Source organism: Flectobacillus sp. (assembly GCF_049240685.1).
In the GTDB taxonomy this organism is placed as follows: Bacteria; Bacteroidota; Bacteroidia; order Cytophagales; family Spirosomataceae; genus Flectobacillus.
The window spans coordinates 1-16,885 of the sequence record NZ_JBMLSD010000510.1 but is presented as its reverse complement, the minus strand read 5'-3'; the positions used below and the strand labels follow the sequence as shown (position 1 = coordinate 16,885).

Annotated in this window: 11 protein-coding genes; 2 read left to right on the top strand and 9 right to left on the bottom strand. The window is 37.9% G+C overall.

Annotated features, from left to right (window positions below; all coding sequences use genetic code 11):
* Both ACOVQ4_RS23645 and ACOVQ4_RS23640 read right to left on the bottom strand, forming a co-directional pair.
* Positions 1 to 640, bottom strand: a 640-nt coding sequence (locus ACOVQ4_RS23645; RefSeq protein ID WP_421823049.1) for an MFS transporter, incomplete at its 3' end; no start/stop codon positions are given.
* 162 nt (positions 641 to 802) lie between these two features.
* The gene (locus ACOVQ4_RS23640) at positions 803 to 1,324 is read right to left on the bottom strand and encodes a hypothetical protein (protein WP_421823048.1); all 522 of its coding nucleotides are present in this window, start codon (positions 1,322 to 1,324) and stop codon (positions 803 to 805) included.
* A gap of 214 nt (positions 1,325 to 1,538) precedes the next feature.
* Here ACOVQ4_RS23640 and ACOVQ4_RS23635 point away from each other — a divergent pair, with 214 nt between their 5' ends.
* Both ACOVQ4_RS23635 and ACOVQ4_RS23630 read left to right on the top strand, forming a co-directional pair.
* Positions 1,539 to 1,829, top strand: a complete 291-nt coding sequence (locus ACOVQ4_RS23635) for a HesB/IscA family protein (protein WP_421823047.1) — start codon at positions 1,539 to 1,541, stop codon at positions 1,827 to 1,829.
* Positions 1,830 to 1,860: 31 nt separating this feature from the next.
* Positions 1,861 to 2,754 (top strand): Ppx/GppA phosphatase family protein, encoded by an 894-nt coding sequence (locus tag ACOVQ4_RS23630; RefSeq protein ID WP_166553321.1) that lies wholly within the window; start codon positions 1,861 to 1,863, stop codon positions 2,752 to 2,754.
* 56 nt (positions 2,755 to 2,810) lie between these two features.
* Here the strand turns inward: ACOVQ4_RS23630 and ACOVQ4_RS23625 are convergent, their stop codons facing one another.
* The 7 genes from ACOVQ4_RS23625 to ACOVQ4_RS23595 form a co-directional block, all read right to left on the bottom strand.
* Entirely contained in the window at positions 2,811 to 3,752 is a 942-nt protein-coding gene (locus ACOVQ4_RS23625; RefSeq protein WP_421823046.1) for an aldose 1-epimerase, read from the bottom strand.
* 168 nt (positions 3,753 to 3,920) lie between these two features.
* Positions 3,921 to 5,891, bottom strand: a complete 1,971-nt coding sequence (locus ACOVQ4_RS23620) for a heavy metal translocating P-type ATPase (RefSeq protein WP_421823045.1) — start codon at positions 5,889 to 5,891, stop codon at positions 3,921 to 3,923.
* Between the two features lie 295 nt (positions 5,892 to 6,186).
* Entirely contained in the window at positions 6,187 to 8,415 is a 2,229-nt protein-coding gene (locus tag ACOVQ4_RS23615) for a hypothetical protein (RefSeq protein ID WP_421823044.1), read from the bottom strand.
* The gene (locus tag ACOVQ4_RS23610; RefSeq protein ID WP_421823043.1) at positions 8,412 to 11,942 is read right to left on the bottom strand and encodes a hypothetical protein; all 3,531 of its coding nucleotides are present in this window, start codon (positions 11,940 to 11,942) and stop codon (positions 8,412 to 8,414) included. The genes ACOVQ4_RS23615 and ACOVQ4_RS23610 overlap by 4 nt, the downstream gene beginning before the upstream one ends.
* 4 nt (positions 11,943 to 11,946) lie before the next feature.
* Entirely contained in the window at positions 11,947 to 12,948 is a 1,002-nt protein-coding gene (locus ACOVQ4_RS23605) for a hypothetical protein (protein WP_421823042.1), read from the bottom strand.
* On the bottom strand, positions 12,938 to 16,627 hold the full coding sequence (locus ACOVQ4_RS23600) for a hypothetical protein (protein WP_421823041.1): 3,690 nt from the start codon (positions 16,625 to 16,627) through the stop codon (positions 12,938 to 12,940). Before ACOVQ4_RS23600 ends, ACOVQ4_RS23605 begins: the two co-directional genes overlap by 11 nt.
* Positions 16,617 to 16,885, bottom strand: a 269-nt coding sequence (locus tag ACOVQ4_RS23595; RefSeq protein WP_421823040.1) for a hypothetical protein, incomplete at its 5' end; no start/stop codon positions are given. The genes ACOVQ4_RS23595 and ACOVQ4_RS23600, both read right to left, overlap by 11 nt.

The following is a 16,885-nucleotide window of genomic DNA, read 5'->3' as shown; positions in this document are numbered from 1 at the left end:
CAAAGAAATTCCCTTTTTTTACCCCTGTTTGATGCTTAATATTTTCGAACATACCTGATTCGAAAACACTAATACGAAGTAATAGCAAAATCACTCCTAAGCCACCACCTACAAAATAGGCTGTGCGCCAGCCACCAAACAACTCAACAGTAAAATATCCTGCCACGGCGCCAAACAAACCTACGCCAGCAACGATAGAGGTACCAATAGCACGAAGTTCTTTCGGTAATACTTCAGACACCAAAGTGATACCTGCACCAAGCTCTCCAGCCAAGCCAATACCTGCTACAAAGCGTAATAGGGCATAAGTGGTAGGATCCTTGACAAAACCACAACCAATATTGGCCAAAGAGTAGGTAAGAATAGAGCCAAACAATACCGACAAACGACCTTTTTTATCACCTAAGATACCCCACAAGATACCTCCTAATAATAAACCGCCCATTTGCCAGTTGAGAATGTTTTTGCCTATATCACCGATTTCTTCTTTACTAAGCCCCATATCTTGAAGGCTTGGTACACGTACAATGCCAAAAAGCAATAGGTCATAAATATCGACAAAGTAGCCCAAGGCGGCTACAATCACAGGAATACTGAAAAGATGCTGTAAGTTGGTTTTCTGAGAAAGATTTTGTTGCATAGTTTAGGGACTTGATTATATATTACTTTTCATAAAGAGCAACTCTACTAAAATACTACTCTTTATGGTATATGAATTTAGTGATTCCTTTGGTAGTAACAAAAGGAAAACCCACATTTGGTTAGGCAATATACGGGTCTGGTTTTTTCAAAAATCATCAAACTAGAATAGCATTCTAGCTTCTTCTTTCACAAAATTTAAAGCTGATTCTGTACTGAAATGTTGATTTTGTAAGACCTTTTCGATTACTTTTTTAGATAATTCAATCGACGGTGCGTTGGGGTCTAGTTCTTGAGCCGACAGATTAATCATAGAAATGGTTTCGTTCAAGGCATTTTTTACACTCAACCACGCGTCGTCGCTGATGTATAATTGTTGTGAAAAATTATGTGCTAACTCTGCACGAATTTCGGCAATTAATACTTGTTGAAAGCTTACAACATTAAACTCAGGATTAGACAAACGAATGAGGAGATTGTTGGGCAACATACGTTCGAGCAATAAACAAATGCGCTCATAAGCCTCTAAGCGAATGGGTAATACTGTTTTTTGAGCCTCAAAACGCTGTTCAAGATTTTTTTGTGCAAATTCTTTTCTCAAAAAAGAACTCAATGTCAAGTACATAGCCCAAAGGACTAAACTAGCAGGTACTAATACTTTAATTAAATCGGCAACTATTTCCATAAAGTTGGGGTTTATCTGTAATACTTTCTGCCAAGAGCTTCATCAGTTTTACAAATGATTAAATACATTTTGTAATGTAGGGTTATTAACGTTGTTTTGTGGAAAATCTTTCAAAAATAAGTATTTTCGCCCTGAACTGTATAGCTTCGTTTGAGAAGAAGCAAATTGGGTACAAAGTCAGTCATATCAACCGAATTGTTTTTAGACACGAATAATGAATAGTCCAACAATAATTCCAATTACGATTACTGAAATTGCTCAACAAGAAATTCTAAAAGCACTTACCATCAAAGGAATTCCTGAGGATTATTACTTGAGAGTAGGTTTGAGAGGAAGCGCCTGTAGTGCAAGTTATCTAATTGGATTTGATAAAAAAGAGGAACACGATGAGTTATACGAAATAAATGGTATTCAACTCATTATCAACAAGCACCATCTGATGTACTTAATCGGCGTAGAGCTTGATTTTGAGGAAGATGGAAATGGATTTACGTTTAATAAATAAGCAAAAAGCTACTGCATAGAAAGAAGAAAGCATGAAAATTGCAGCGATTGACATAGGCTCTAATGCCGCCCGAATGCAAATCTCGAAGGTATTGGAGAATGACGGAAAAATTAGTTTTAAGAAGGTAGAATACGTTCGTTTTGCACTTCGACTCGGACATGATGTATTTAATGAAGGAGAAATTAGCCCCGAATCTGAGGTGCGTATTTTCAAATTATTAAATGCCTACAAGTTATTAATGGACTTGCACGAAGTAAAAGATTACATGATTTGCGCTACGTCTGCGATGCGTGAAGCTGGTAATGCTGAAGCTATTATCACTCGTATCCACAAAATTTTGGATATGAAAATTAATATCATCGATGGTTCGAAAGAAGCTGAATTGATTAATGATGTGGTGGTTCAGGCATTGGATGATAGCAATTATTTGCATATCGATGTAGGTGGCGGCTCTACAGAGTTGAATATCTATATGAATCGTCAGAAAGTGGCGTCTCGTTCTTTCAAAATTGGTTCTGTGCGCTTACTTGAGCACAAAGAGCGTGAAGGTGATTGGGAAAAAATGCGTAAGTGGATTGAAATGCACGTAGACCCATCTAAATCTCAGGTAACTGCTGTGGGTACAGGAGGTAATATAAATAAACTCTTTAATATTGCTTCGAACCACGATACCGAAACGTCGATGAGTTTGAAGGAATTGACAAAAATTAAAGAATATGTAGCTGGTTTTACCTATGAAGAACGAATTAATAAACTTCGTTTGAATGCTGACCGTGCCGATGTAATTGTACCAGCGGCCGAAATTTATCTGAACGCCATGAAATGGGCTGGGGCCAAAAGTATAATCGTTCCAGATTTAGGATTGAAAGATGGAATTATCCAGATGGTTTACGAAAAAATACAGAATAGAAAAAGAGACAAATAATTGTGAATTGTGAGTTATGAATTGTGAGTGATTCACAATTCATAACTCACAATTTTTTAAAACACCATTACTCCACATTCCACCGTGTAAGATTCTCCTGCACTGATTATCAACAAATTTTCTTTCGAATTTAGTGCATTGGTTGGGGCTGTCATTGGCTCTATCGCAATACGGTCGCCTGATGGTGGCGTGTATACTACACTATAGTTAAATTGCTGTTCTCCTGCCTGTTGCCATACTTTTATCGACAAATCTTGTTTGTTAGATTGAAGAACCACCTCTACGATTTCTTGTTTTTCTACGGCAAAAACTGCATCTAAAACCTGCCCATCCAAATTAAAACCTTCGGCATAATGCTTTGGCGTTCTATCTACTGGACACATTTGGTCGTCGAGTAGGTATTGGTGTGTAGATGGGAAACTTACAGTCCAATCATTTTTGGTTTCGCCTTCAATACTAAAGTATGGATGCCAACCCAAGCTAACTGGGAGATTTCCTGTACCAATATTATTGATGGTATAACTGAGGGTTAACCCTTTCGTATTTAAAGTATGCTTGATTAATAATTGAAATGGAAATGGATAACCTACATAACCACCTTTATAAAGATATTCTAAGGTTAAAACAGCTTCAGTTTCTGATTCGGTAGTTTCATACACCTTAAAAGGAGAAGTATATACAAATCCATGAAGGGCGTTTTGTAAACCTACCTCGTTGAGTGGCAATTGATAACTAATGCCTTCAAATTCATACCGACCACTTTTTACCCGATTTCCCCAAGGAAACAAATGAGTAGAAGGGTAGGATAACAGGCTCGAAAGTAGCTCTTCTGGAGTATTACCACAGTTGATGATTTTGTGTAAACCAGTCTCTGTTTTTAAAACTAACTGATGAATGATGCCTCCTAGTTCGGGTAAGATATGTACAGCTTCGTTGGTAGAAGGATTTTGAAGAACATATTCATTGAATAGTCCAAAGGTACTTTGGGTAATTTTCATGAGAGTTTTGAAATAGTTTGTAAGTAGGAGAAGGTTAAATGAAAGATATTTCATCAAAACAGTAACCTGTTGCCACTTTTAGGTAAGTAAAAAGAACACAAAAGGTCTAAGAAGGATATTTCTTAGACCATTAAACAAATTTAAGTGAGTAAGACTAAAGTGCCAAATCTATTGGAATTTCATACCTTGTATTCGAACTGCATTCAAGATAGCTAATAAGGCAACGCCAACATCCGCAAAAACCGCTTCCCACATCGTGGCAAGTCCTCCTGCACCCAATATAAGTACAAAGGCTTTTACCACAAAGGCCATCGTGATATTTTGCCATACAATACGTTTTGTTTCTTTTCCAATGATAATGGCAGTAGCTATTTTGGAAGGTTTATCATCTTGAATCACAATATCTGCGGTTTCGATGGTAGCGTCGCTGCCCAAGCCACCCATCGCAATTCCTGCATCGCTGAGGGCGATTACAGGAGCATCGTTTACACCATCTCCGACAAATGCCACCCTTTCATGCTGTGTCTTTATGGCTTTTACCTGATTGACTTTATCTTCTGGTAACAAGTCTCCAAATGCCTTCGAAATACCGATTTGTTGGGCAACATATTGTACCACTGTATTTTTGTCGCCACTCAACATGGTTGTTTTTACACCCAACTTATGGAGTTGTTGTATTGCCAGAGAGGCATCAGATTTGATGCTATCTGCAATCGTGATATAGCCTACAAACTGACCAGCATAGGCAATTGCGAGTACGGTATAAGCTATTTGAGATGGGTCAATATCATAAGTAATTCCCTTTTTTTCTAATAATTTAAAATTGCCAATAAGAATTTCTTCCCCTTCTATTGTTGCGCTGAGACCGTACCCTGCAATTTCTTCTATATTTTGGATATCGATACTATAATCAATTTGGCCAACATATTCATGAATTGCTGTGGCAACTGGATGCGTACTTTTACTTTCCAATGCATTTACCATTTGTAGCAGATGATTTTTATCAAAGCTATCTTTTATAATGACTTCCTGCACTTTGAAAACTCCTTCGGTGAGTGTGCCCGTTTTATCCATTACAACATGTTGAATGGAGGCTATTACATCCAAGAAATTACTTCCTTTAAACAAAATGCCATTTTTTGAGGCCGCACCAATACCGCCAAAATACCCTAGTGGAATAGAAATAACCAAAGCACATGGACAAGAAATAACCAAGAAAATCAACGCACGATATAACCATTCTTGGAAATGATACTCAGTCACAAACAAATAGGGTAGAAGCGTAATTGCTACTGCCAATCCGACCACAATAGGAGTATAAATATTGGCGAATTTTCGAATAAATAGCTCAGTGGGCGCTTTTTGTTTGGAGGCATTTTGTACTAAATCCAAAATTTTACTCAACTTACTATCCTGATACGCTGTCGTAACTTTTACCAAAGCAATCGAGTTTAGATTGAGCATTCCTGCCAATACAGGTTCGCCTTTTCTCTTGGTATCGGGTTTGCTTTCGCCCGTCAAGGCAGAGGTGTTGAAAGTGGCAGTTTCAGAAATAAGTTCGCCGTCTAGGGCTAATTTTTCGCCTGCTTTTAATTGGATGATTTCTCCTACTGAAACAGTAATGGCTTGTTTGACAATAGGCTGATTATCTATCAAAATGGTCACCGTGTCTGGACGCTGGTCGAGGAGGCTTTTGATGTTGGATTTAGCTCTTTTTACTGCTAAAGACTGAAAACTTTCGCCAACAGCATAAAACAGCATTACTGCCACTCCTTCAGGGTATTCGCCAATGCCAAAAGCACCGATTGTAGCAATACTCATCAAGAGAAATTCGGAGAAAATATCTTTTTTCAAGATACTTTCCCAAGCTTCTTTAATAACTGGCAAGCCCACTGGAATATAGGCTACGAAGTATAAAGTCATACGTACCCAACCTGTAAACCAAACTGGTTGAGTCCAATGGTCAAGTACTAGCCCAATGGCTAATAGAACGAAGGAAATAATGGCGGATAGAAAAGAAACGTCCCCATCATGCGAGTGACCCGCATGGTCGTGCTCGTGATGTTGGTGGTTATGGGTATCGTGTTCGTCGTCATGGCAACAGGTATGACCATGTGACGTATGTGTATGTTGAGTCATGAGATTTAGAATTTATAGAAACAGAAAAATGCAATAACGATGCAGCTAAATACATTGATTTTGAGCGTTATAGAAGCAAACGTTTTGCACAAATGTAGACCTAAAACTCATGCAACAGGGAATCAAAAAGGAAGAATATTTTGGGTAAATTCAAAATTTAGCAATGGAGAAACTTTTCTCATTTATAAACCGCAAAACGAAATGTACACAAATATAAAAACGAGTTGTACATTTTGCGCACAAAAAATAAAAAAGCCTAGTCTTTTAACTAGGCTTTAAACTTGATTTAAAAGCTTTAGAAATTCTGACCTACTACATACCAATACAGCTCCTCTGTACATCTTATTGTAACTGCTCCTCCCGCTGGAATTAGCACAGATGTATAACCTCTAATAGTATTGTAAATATACATGGCCTTGCCTAGATTGAGGTTAATTACTACAACTTCTTTCCCTGCTTTCTGGCCTGCTGTAAATGTTACTCCACTATCTCCAGAGCCTTGTGGATTGATCTCTATTTGCTCCAGCTTTGTGACATCTAAACCTCTATTTGTATTAGTAAGGTTTTCTCTATAGGTTGTACGTCCTTCTATAGTCGCTTCTCCTAACACACTTTCGCCCTCTGGTGCCCAAAGTGCTACGTTTCGGACTGTACTGCCAGAGGCTCTATATTCGGCTCCTATATTCCAACCATCGGGGTTTGTTGCGCCTTGCTGGTATATGGCAGAGGCTTTGTCTACTGCTGTGGCTGGCTTGACGTTTGTGCCTATTGCAGCCATTTGGCTCTCTGGATCATTGCGAAGTACCAACTGCGCAAGGCTTTCGAAGTTATTAACAATACTATTACCTAAGATTTCCAATACTCCAAACTTCCCAGAGATTGCTTCTATCTCGCCTTTCAAAAAGGCATTAAGAAGATAAACATCTCCATTTCGGTATATTCTTAATGGCGCATCTTCTCGTTCTTCGTATGAGCTACCAGCGAAGAAGATTAGGCTTTCTTCATCCCCTGACCCATCCATACCACCTACTACACCATCGTCGGGGTTTCCGACTAAGAATGCCCCTGACATCACTACATAGTCGCCTACGTATGTCTTTTTGAATTGATTCAAAATAACAGCGCTGGCAACTTCTTGTGCTAATTGTTTGGCGAACAGGCTCCTATACTTAGTGGATTCTGCTAATCTCTTGGTCTGCTTAGTATCTTTTGCAATTTGCTCGGCTGTGCTATAAATTACCGTATCTGATAAGGATAAAGTAATCTTGTCTGGATTGCATAGAGGATAACTAATAGATTGTACCCTTAGTGCTCCAGAGTATCTTAAACCGTTTACATTCACTCTATCACCTGCTTGTATGACATACCTCAGGTTGTTTTCCCTGATATACTTTTCGTCGACATCTGGCAAGATCGCAAATGGTGGTCTGCTATTCTTATTTGCATATTCGATAAGAGCAGTTGACAACTCCGCTTCTGCTGCATCTATATAGCTCTGTGGCATAACAATGCCAACAAAGGTATATAGATCGCCTACATGTGGCTCAAAGGTCGAATTAGGCGTTACATATCCCGTTTCGTCCTTATTAGTTGCAAAGACGATTGTCTTTGTGGTATAATCGAACTTTTGAATAGTAAACTCCATGCCCGAAAGTTCGCCCGACTTAAATACTATTTTGGCGGTTCCGTCTGAAATTACCTGCTGATTAAGGTCAAAATCAATTGTGTTGTCTTCTACAGTTACAAGATCTGTAACTGCTGTAATTGTCCCTGTGCGTCTTGGATAAATATAATCAAATTTGACAGTACCTTTTTTCCTGCCATACTGACTTGTATTGACTTCGTAAGGAGATGACAACGTTAATCTATCTGATCCATCCCGATATGATGCAGGAATATTTTGGTTTCCTCCATAAGCTCTCCAAACGGTTGCCCAACCTTGGTCAACCTTTTGGCGAAGCAACTTGTATGCTCCATTTTGCTTACCATAAGAAAAGCTAATATCTCGATCAATCCCAACACGCTGGATAAGGTTGATTTGTTTTCCTATAACCTTATATTCTAATCCAAATTGCTGAGCAATGTCTGTAAGTGCTACACGACAAGAAACATCTTCGAACTGAAATGTAATAGGCTCCGTGATATTGGCTATACCTCCTAAACTCCAGCCCGATTCTTCTATACTATCTAATAGCAAAGAACACAACTCATAAGGCGTTCCCGTGTAACTAAAAGAAGTTCTATTGAGATGGAGCATAATTTCATCGTATAGCTTATAAATTGTGCTATAGAATGTAATATCATATTTGTAGGTAAATGTGTTGATTTCTTCTACATTGACTTCTTCCCTAATATGATATTCCTGCCCTTGATGAATTACATAGTCTCCAATTTTGAACTCGACTAATGAGTTTGCAATAAAGCTGACAACTATCTTTTCTTCTCCCATAAGGGTCTGTGAAAAAATAGTTTGCTCGTCTATCTCCGTTTCGAAGATAGACGAGCCTGCACGATATACTATCATTCAATTTCAAAGCTTACATAACAAACTTGCATCTCATACAAATGATTTCTATAACTTGATGAAATAATATCGTCGAAATCTCTATACAATGACAATTCTAATGTCGAACAAAATGCAGGAATATCTATTTCAAAATACTGCTCATGCCAGCCTATATCCACTCTATGTTTCAAAACATTAACAATATTATTACCTTTTAGCCCTACGCAGATTGTTCCTTCATCATAACTATCTGCTGTAATTTGTCTTGTAGTAGTAGTTTCGGTGTCGTTAGTTCCTAAATCTTCTCTAAAAAACTTAGGAAAAACACGTGCTATGGTTCTAATTACTGCTTTTCTTGTCGAACCATTTGCGGTAAAATTAAGCGTTCTTGATATTGAATTAGGAGTATTATCCGTACCGAAAGTTAATGCAACGTGTTGATTTGCAGGTGAAATCAAATTAGGATAATCTCTATGAGTAGTTGAAATTTGTCCTAACGTACAACCGTTATTGTTCCATCGTGCAGTTGTCCAACTTGCGTCGAATGTCTTATCTAAAATTAGAGATGTATAAGACTTTTTAGTTTGATAATCAAATGTTTGAACCTCCTTTTTATCTCCTCCATCGTATTTTACATATACGTCAAAAACATTAAAACTGCCTGTAAGATTTGCAATTAGCTTCAAGTTGTCATAGCTAAAGTACTTTTTAATTTCTGTTTCAGATAACGTAATTACATAATATCCTAACACAGTATCATAAGTTACAAAACTTGAAAGATTGGCAAACGAGCCTTCTGGCTTATTCAGTCCTGTAATAAACTCAAAACTATGTCTTGTTAGCGTGCTATCAATTTTTGTGTAACTGATTGAGCTTGTACCTGTACCAGTCGTTCTTGTTAATGTAGCAGCTAAATCTAAGGTTTTTGTGGTTGGAGAAACTTTACCTTGTGTTTCTAATCCTACAATATACCCAACTGAAGGGTGATAAAGTTTGCCTTTCATTACAAGGTTTATTGAAGCTGAACTTCCATTTAAAACTTGTGGGCTTGTGTAAATATCTCCTACATTTATGGTTAAATTATCGTAGGTAGTCTTATCAACAACGCAAATTACAGCCTCGTTTGTTTTAGAGTTGTTTGCCCAATCAGCTACATTAGAATAGTCTTTTGCATAAAAATTAAATCCTGCATTTTGTGCAGTTTTAATATAAACCTTTACTGATTTGTTCCTAATTTTTGGCAAAGTAATATCAAATAGGGCATAGTTTGTAAAGCTAATTGGCTGTTTTGCCATCAACTCCATATACTCATCTATATAGGTATATGATTGAGAATAACTTGAAGCAGAAGAACTTCTATCTGTGTAAGTAGCTCCTGTTATATCATTTAGGCCTTTGTGCCCTATTTGAATTTCAACAAACTTTTGATAACGTTGCGTTAAGCTATCATAGTTCAGCGAATTTATTGAGTCTGGTGCAAATTCACTTCTTTTTCTGAAAATCTTAATAGATTTTTCTGGTTTTGGCAAAGAGTTTATTAAGTAAATCCACTCAGAAACATTATGCGAATTGTTTCTTGTATCTGGGTGTGTTCCCCACCAACGAAAAGAGGGGCTTCCTTGTGTTAATATTTTTTCTCCAAGCGAGCCAATATCATGAAATACCGATTTTTGTTTTTTAGCAAAATCAGCAATGACACTTGTCAAAAGAGGATTGCCCGTAAACCAGTCAGTTGCAAAAATTGGTTTTGCTCCTATGTTTTCAATTACTTTTACAAATTCTTTGACTTCCTCTAAATACAATTGAGAATCAATACCGCCTTTATTTACAGTTTCGTTTCCAATATTATTTACAGTTATAAACTTAGGCTTAACATCTGAAATACCGAAACCTCTGCTCGTATAAGGGCTTGCAGTATTCTTACGAAATCTGTCTGTTATGTCAACCGTACGGTCGCCACCAATACCCCAGTTTTGAAATAAATAATTCGAAAGTCCTGAAATTCTATTGACGAGAGCTTTGTTTTTCACTGCAACTCCAGCGCCTTCAATGTATGAGCATCCCGAAATTGCGATTTTGTCACAATCTATCAGGGTCAATGTTTCTTCTGTATCTATATGCTTTTGATATATTTTTTGATTAAAATCTTCAAAGATTGTAGCAGTTCCCCCTAACTCCAGTTGACATAAGGTATAAGACATTCCATTAGAATCACGTCCAACACTAAATGTTAGATAATAACACTCTGCTGGAGTCGTAAAGGTATATTTTGAACTGGTATAAGTTATCTGTTCTTGCGAAATAAGTGTATTGTCTTCTTTCTCAAATCGAATCCAAGGGGCTATAGACGACCACGTTAACCCCGATAAAGTGTACTGAGTATTTGGTGAAACGTAGATTCTACCAGCTCGAATAGAACCAGAAGGCGCAGTAGGTGAAGTAGAAGAAGTTAAGATTATGCCATTTGATACCCCCTGAATATATTCTCCAAAAACTACATTATTTTTATCAAACAAATTTTTACCTGAATTAACAAAACTCAATTTTTCAACTGAAACTACCTTACTCATAATTTTCTGTTTTGTTACAGATAAGGGCGCTATTTTAGACTCAGTAACGGCCAATGCTGCTATTTTTTGTTCTGTCACAATAGCATCTGCAATTTTTTGAGCTTCCAAGTTTTGAGCAATTATTTTGAAGTCTTCGAATATTGTAGCAGTTCCCCCTAACTCCAGTTGACATAAGGTATAAGACATTCCATTAGAATCACGTCCAACACTAAATGTTAGATAATAACACTCTGCTGGAGTCGTAAAGGTATATTTTGAACTGGTATAAGTTATCTGTTCTTGCGAAATAAGTGTATTGTCTTCTTTCTCAAATCGAATCCAAGGGGCTATAGACGACCACGTTAACCCCGATAAAGTGTACTGAGTATTTGGTGAAACGTAGATTCTACCAGCTCGAATAGAACCAGAAGGCGCAGTAGGTGAAGTAGAAGAAGTTAAGATTATGCCATTTGATACCCCCTGAATATATTCTCCAAAAACTACATTATTTTTATCAAACAAATTTTTACCTGAATTAACAAAACTCAATTTTTCAACTGAAACTACTTTACTCTTAATTTTCTGTTTTGTTACAGCTAAGGGCGCTATTTTAGACTCTGTAATGGAATTATCTATTAAAGAATTAGTCCCCACACTACCATCTTTAACCCCAACATCAAAAGACTGCCAAGTCCACCCAGCCGAGAAATCCCAAAACAAAAAATTAATATTCCCCATTAAGGTCACATTACCCGACGGCAAAGTATATGTCCCAGCGGGCGCAATATGGCAGGTCAGGCTATTCGGATTAGTAAGCACTGAACCCGCTGCAATAACCGAAGGCTTCGTATCTGCAAAATACACCTGCGAAATCTTATTATATACCGTCTGTAAGTCGGTATACTGAGTAGAGCCATCCGCATTTTTTCCGACCAAAAGTTTATCAGTCAAATCCATTGAGGACATAAATCCTAAATCTTGCCAAAATTTTGCCATTTTTTTATAAGTCGTTAGCCCTAATCTTCATGTTATTAGAAGTAGTTAGGAAATTGCTATTATGATCTGTTAAATAATTATAGTCTCTGTTCGATAGAGGATTATCTACATAGATACTAGCCCCTGAAGCTGTCAATATTGGCTCGCCTGAGTTTGTTGTTAAGAAGTCCCAGTCTAGCGTTTGCCCCACCTGCACACATCGCATCGTGAACACTCCCCAAACCTCATTATCCAAAACTTTTACCTGAGTGATCTGGAAGCCATCCTTACAAAAAAACTGCCTTAGTGCATCGTGCCTGTATGTAATCTCCCTGATACCCTCTTTTGAAAACAGTTTGAAAAGCGCTTTACACTTGTTTTCAAAATCGCTTAAACTACTACCTGATACTATTGCTTTGAGCGTTAGTTCTCTGTAGTTCTTTTTTGTGACTTGATAACCTTCAGTTTGGTATGCTGTAAACTGCCCTGTTTTCGAAGACGGTAAATTATGCCGTCCATCTACTTCCAAAATGTTTAATCCTAGTTGCTGGAAGCTAATGCCATCTATACCAAAATTTGCATTGTCGGTAGTGGGAATAACACCAGTGTTGCTAACAATTGGCTCTCTAAACTGAAATCTTAGCTTTGCCCATCCTTGGTGTATATAATCCGCTTGAACTTCCTCTTTCAAATACACCGAAAACGACCCGTATGGGGTATCAAAAGGCGCTAAGCTTACATAGTTTGATATAGCATTATACAGGTTGTTTAACTTCCTTAATACCTCATTTTCATAATCTGCTTGCATGAGGCAGTTGAACACTATATCACGTCCACCCAGTCGTATTTCGTCAGCCCTTACATAAGGTTGCACACCGTCCTCGTCTCCCCAATCGTGGTGTGTCTTTCCTATGCGTTGTGGCATATCCCAACATCCAGAAATTGCAATATTTGTATTGCTATCTTGTGCTGGGATAATGCCATAATTGCTTAGGTCTGTTGTTCCAAGAATATAACTACCAGCCATTATCGTATGCAGAATTACTGCTTTTGGTGTTTTTCTTAATTTCCTTCAGCTCTGTAACTGTATTTTTAAGCTCTGTAACTGTATTGGCTGTGTTGTCTCTAATTTCAAGCAAGTACGTTGCACTTTGCCTTACTGCTATCAGATTATCATTGCCATTTGCTAACATTCGCTTAAGCAAATCATATTGGCTTCTTTGCAATCCAACTAGTTCCGATGCTGTTTGCTCCGTAATGCTACGCTGAATAATGCCAACTGAAGTATTTGAACTCGAAGAGCCTGCTCCTGCTCCAGTTACCAAATTCAATCCTGTAATTTGCTGGATAGCTTGAAACTGACTGTTTGCACCTTGTACAAGACTATCAAAAAGAAGTTTTAAGTTGGCAATTTTGCTTTGATCCAAACCACCATCCATAGTAGCCTTCGTAAACTCTTTGTAGAAAGTATCCATACTTTCAGCCAGTACTTTATTCTTAAAAATTGAAAGTGCTGCATTCTGCATCGTTTGTTGGAAAAAGTCTGCCAAATCTTGTACTCCAGTTTTCCCTTGCTTAAACATTTCGAGCAGACTATCAGCCAAATTATCTACAGTAGTACCTGTAAAGATTTCGGCCATCTGTTGCGCTAGCTCAGCCATAGCTTTTTGTGTGTCATACCCTTTCTGCTCAAGCTCAACAAGCCTTTCAACCAAATCCTTAATTCTACCATCCAATTTGCCTTGTAATAGGAGTTGTTGCAATTCGGTAAAACTTTTCCCTGCCAAACTCTCATATACCCTATATGTTCCAGTTGGAATAAATAGAAGTTTGGACACATAAGTACTTGCCACATATACTTCATCCTGCAAATCTTCCATAATAGACTTATATTCTTTCTGGAAATCTTCAAGCTGTTGTTTTCGAAGCTTGTACTCGTTAAGGATACCATTATAGGTAGTTTGGTTAGCTCGAACATTATCAAGCGCTCTTTGCTTAAGCAAGTCTTGATACTGCTGTTCTCCTTTGATAGCCTGTCTGTACGATTCCTCTATACTTTTACTTACAGCCTGAAAAGATGCAACAACCTCAAATACAAAGCTTGCTACTCCAGTAGCAGAGGTCAAACCTCCAAGTATATCCCCTTCGTTAAACTTTGCTTTTGCTTCTATCGCTTGACCCAGCGCATTTACCATGTGGCCAATGCTCTTTATGCCAGCGCCAAGGTTTTGGTCAAATTGTCCTACAGCACTTCCAAGCTGTTCAAATATCCCTACAGCCTGTGGAAGATCACGGCTAAAGCCATCCAAGAACTCCTTAGAAGAACCTTTAAGGTATTCGAACCTTTTTGCTAGTTTATCAGCAAAACTTACTTTTCCATCGCCATTTACGTCCAGCTCCTTTATTTTACCTTTTATTTCAGTAATGGCTTGAATGATGCGCTTTCTTTGCTCTTCACTCAAAATACTATTACCTAAATCATCGGTTGACCCGATGGCATTTACAAGCTCCTTGTATCGTTTTTGTAATTCGTCCAGATAGCTCTGGTCTACATTTACGCCTACTTTACCACTAAGGTTTTGCAGTTGAGTTTCTAGCTTTTGGCGTAGCTCAGCAGGAATATTAGCTATTTTCAATAAGTCCTTAATGACTTCTATTTGTGTACGAACCTGCTTGGTAGTTAGCTGAATAATATCTTCATTGAGCTTCTTATACACACTTAGCTTTTGTAGAGCCTCATCTTTTGCCGAATCTATTGCCTTGTTCTTTTCAAAATCTAACTGCGCTTCTCTTTCCTTGGTAAGAGCATTATTTTCCTGCAAAATCTTACGTTTTTGTTGGTAGTCTCTTTCTATTTCTACCAGCTTATCCATATAGCTTTTGCTTGCTTCCAACGCACTTTTGAGCATGGCATCATTGCTTTTCATCTGCTCAAGCTGTGCAGTTTGCAATATTTTTTGCAAAACTGTCATCCTGTCCTTTTCTGCTCCAGATAACTCCGACTTAGTACCCAGCTTATTATACTCTGCTTGCACTAGCTCAAGATAAGTTTTAGTAGTATCTAGCTCCTTGGCAAAGCGTTCTTTAGCGGCTGTTTCGCCAAAGTCTTTCTTGAATGTTTCGTATTCACTATACAAACCTTTTTGCTTCTCCAGCTCTATCTTCAGCTTTTCTGTGTCCTGTTTGAAAAGTATATCATCAATTGCCGCTTTTTTGGTCTGCTCCAATGCAGAACCATCAACTTTTATACGGTTTTTCGGATTGGCATTGAACTTTTCAACCTCCTTACTAATCTTCTCAAAACGGTCTACTACTGCTTGTACTTCTTCTTCCTCTTTACTCAATCGCTTGCGTGTGTATTCTTGTTGGATTTCGTAGACTTGTCTTTGTAGGGCTTCAGCAGCATTTAGGGCTTTATCAAGCTCATTTTGTTTGGGAGGCTCAATAACCTTCCCTAATACAGTTCCCATTTTTTTTGCTTCATCATCTGCCTTTTTAAGGAGTTGTAAAGCAATTTGACTCAATGGTTCTGCCTCAGCTTCTATTTGTTTTGCTGCTTCTTCTCGTCTCTTTTTAGCAATTACTGACCAATCTGTTACTACAGGTCTGAAAAAATTATTAGTTTTTTCATTTACGTATTTACTAAACTTTTGAACCCAGTTAAGCGATTCATTTTCATCTTCAGCTCTCTTTTTAGCAGCTTCAGCGGCTTTTTGTCCAGACTCTTCAAGTATTTTTTGCGCAGCAGCTTTATAGAGAGTCATTTTTACATAGGCATCTCCATTTTTATATAAAGCCTGTTCTGCTTCTGTTAAAGTTTTTACTTGTCCTGTAGTTGTACCAATTGTCTTATTGTATTCTTCAAGTGCAGCTTTTGAATCATATTGCCCTTTTCGAACTAAATCAAATTGTAATCTAAGCTGCTCTGTTTGTATTACTGCTTTTGAATATTCGCCACCTCCTGCTAATGCCTTTGCAAAGCCATTAGCGGTTATCTCTACCTCTGTAAGTTTATCCTTGAAAATATCAAGCTTTGAGAGATATTCCATAAGTGGCTCAAGGAATAAACCCAGTAAACCAGCAATCCCAAGCCCAGGGATTATGTTGGCGATTAAGTTCAACTTCGAATACAATTTCCCCAAAGCACCACCACTTTGTTCAATTTTGTTGCCTAGCGCATCAAAGCCTTCTTTTCCGATATTAGAAAGTCTTTCTACTTCGTTTTGAGCTTCCTGTATTTTACCATTATACTTCGTTATCTGCTCCTGATTATCTGATTTTTTGACAAAATCAGAATACTTTTGAATAAGATACTGAAGCTTTTCAATTTTACCTGTAGGCTTTTCAACTGCATCTGCAATTTGTTTCCCCATGTCATCCCATCCCTGCTTACCAATTACGCTCAAGCGTTGCAACTGTTTTTCATAAGATTGTATTTTTGCATTGGCAAGCTCTATCGTAGTTTCATTGGTTGCTTCATCAGCAATTTTACGAGCTTCAGCAATTTGCTTTTTCAGGCTTTCAATAATTCCTTTATTGGCAGTAGGATTCCCAATTGGCTTATTCAGGTTTTCATCTATTTTTTGGCTTGCCTGTTCTGCTGCATCCCCTATGCCAAGGATTTGTGCTTTTGCCTGATCTGTCTCCTTTTTGATTTCGGGTGAGTTCAAAAAGAAGTCTATATTCAACTCAAGATTATCTGCCATTTTTTCTCCTTTCTGCCAGCATTTTGCCAGAGGCTTTAAGTACTATTTGTTCTCGCTTAACTGATTTTGGCATGTCCTGAAGCATTGCAGATACAAGCGTCCAAGATACATCCCACATAAGTTCTTTATAAGTAAATCCCGTTTGGGACATTACGTACTGAAGAACTCCGAACAGGCTATTTAGTCCTACTTGAATTAACTCCTGTTCGCTCTCTGACCCAAATAGCCCGTTACCGTCTTCGATTTCAGGTATCTGGT

Excerpts from the sequence above, each read along its gene's own strand:
- ACOVQ4_RS23615 (WP_421823044.1), bottom strand. The coding sequence starts at position 8,415 with ATGATAGTATATCGTGCAGGCTCGTCTATCTTCGAAACGGAGATAGAC.
- ACOVQ4_RS23630 (WP_166553321.1), top strand. The coding sequence starts at position 1,861 with ATGAAAATTGCAGCGATTGACATAGGCTCTAATGCCGCCCGAATGCAA.
- ACOVQ4_RS23620 (WP_421823045.1), bottom strand. The coding sequence starts at position 5,891 with ATGACTCAACATACACATACGTCACATGGTCATACCTGTTGCCATGAC.
- ACOVQ4_RS23605 (WP_421823042.1), bottom strand. The coding sequence starts at position 12,948 with ATGGCTGGTAGTTATATTCTTGGAACAACAGACCTAAGCAATTATGGC.
- ACOVQ4_RS23600 (WP_421823041.1), bottom strand. The coding sequence starts at position 16,627 with ATGGCAGATAATCTTGAGTTGAATATAGACTTCTTTTTGAACTCACCC.
- ACOVQ4_RS23625 (WP_421823046.1), bottom strand. The coding sequence starts at position 3,752 with ATGAAAATTACCCAAAGTACCTTTGGACTATTCAATGAATATGTTCTT.
- ACOVQ4_RS23610 (WP_421823043.1), bottom strand. The coding sequence starts at position 11,942 with ATGGCAAAATTTTGGCAAGATTTAGGATTTATGTCCTCAATGGATTTG.
- ACOVQ4_RS23635 (WP_421823047.1), top strand. The coding sequence starts at position 1,539 with ATGAATAGTCCAACAATAATTCCAATTACGATTACTGAAATTGCTCAA.
- ACOVQ4_RS23640 (WP_421823048.1), bottom strand. The coding sequence starts at position 1,324 with ATGGAAATAGTTGCCGATTTAATTAAAGTATTAGTACCTGCTAGTTTA.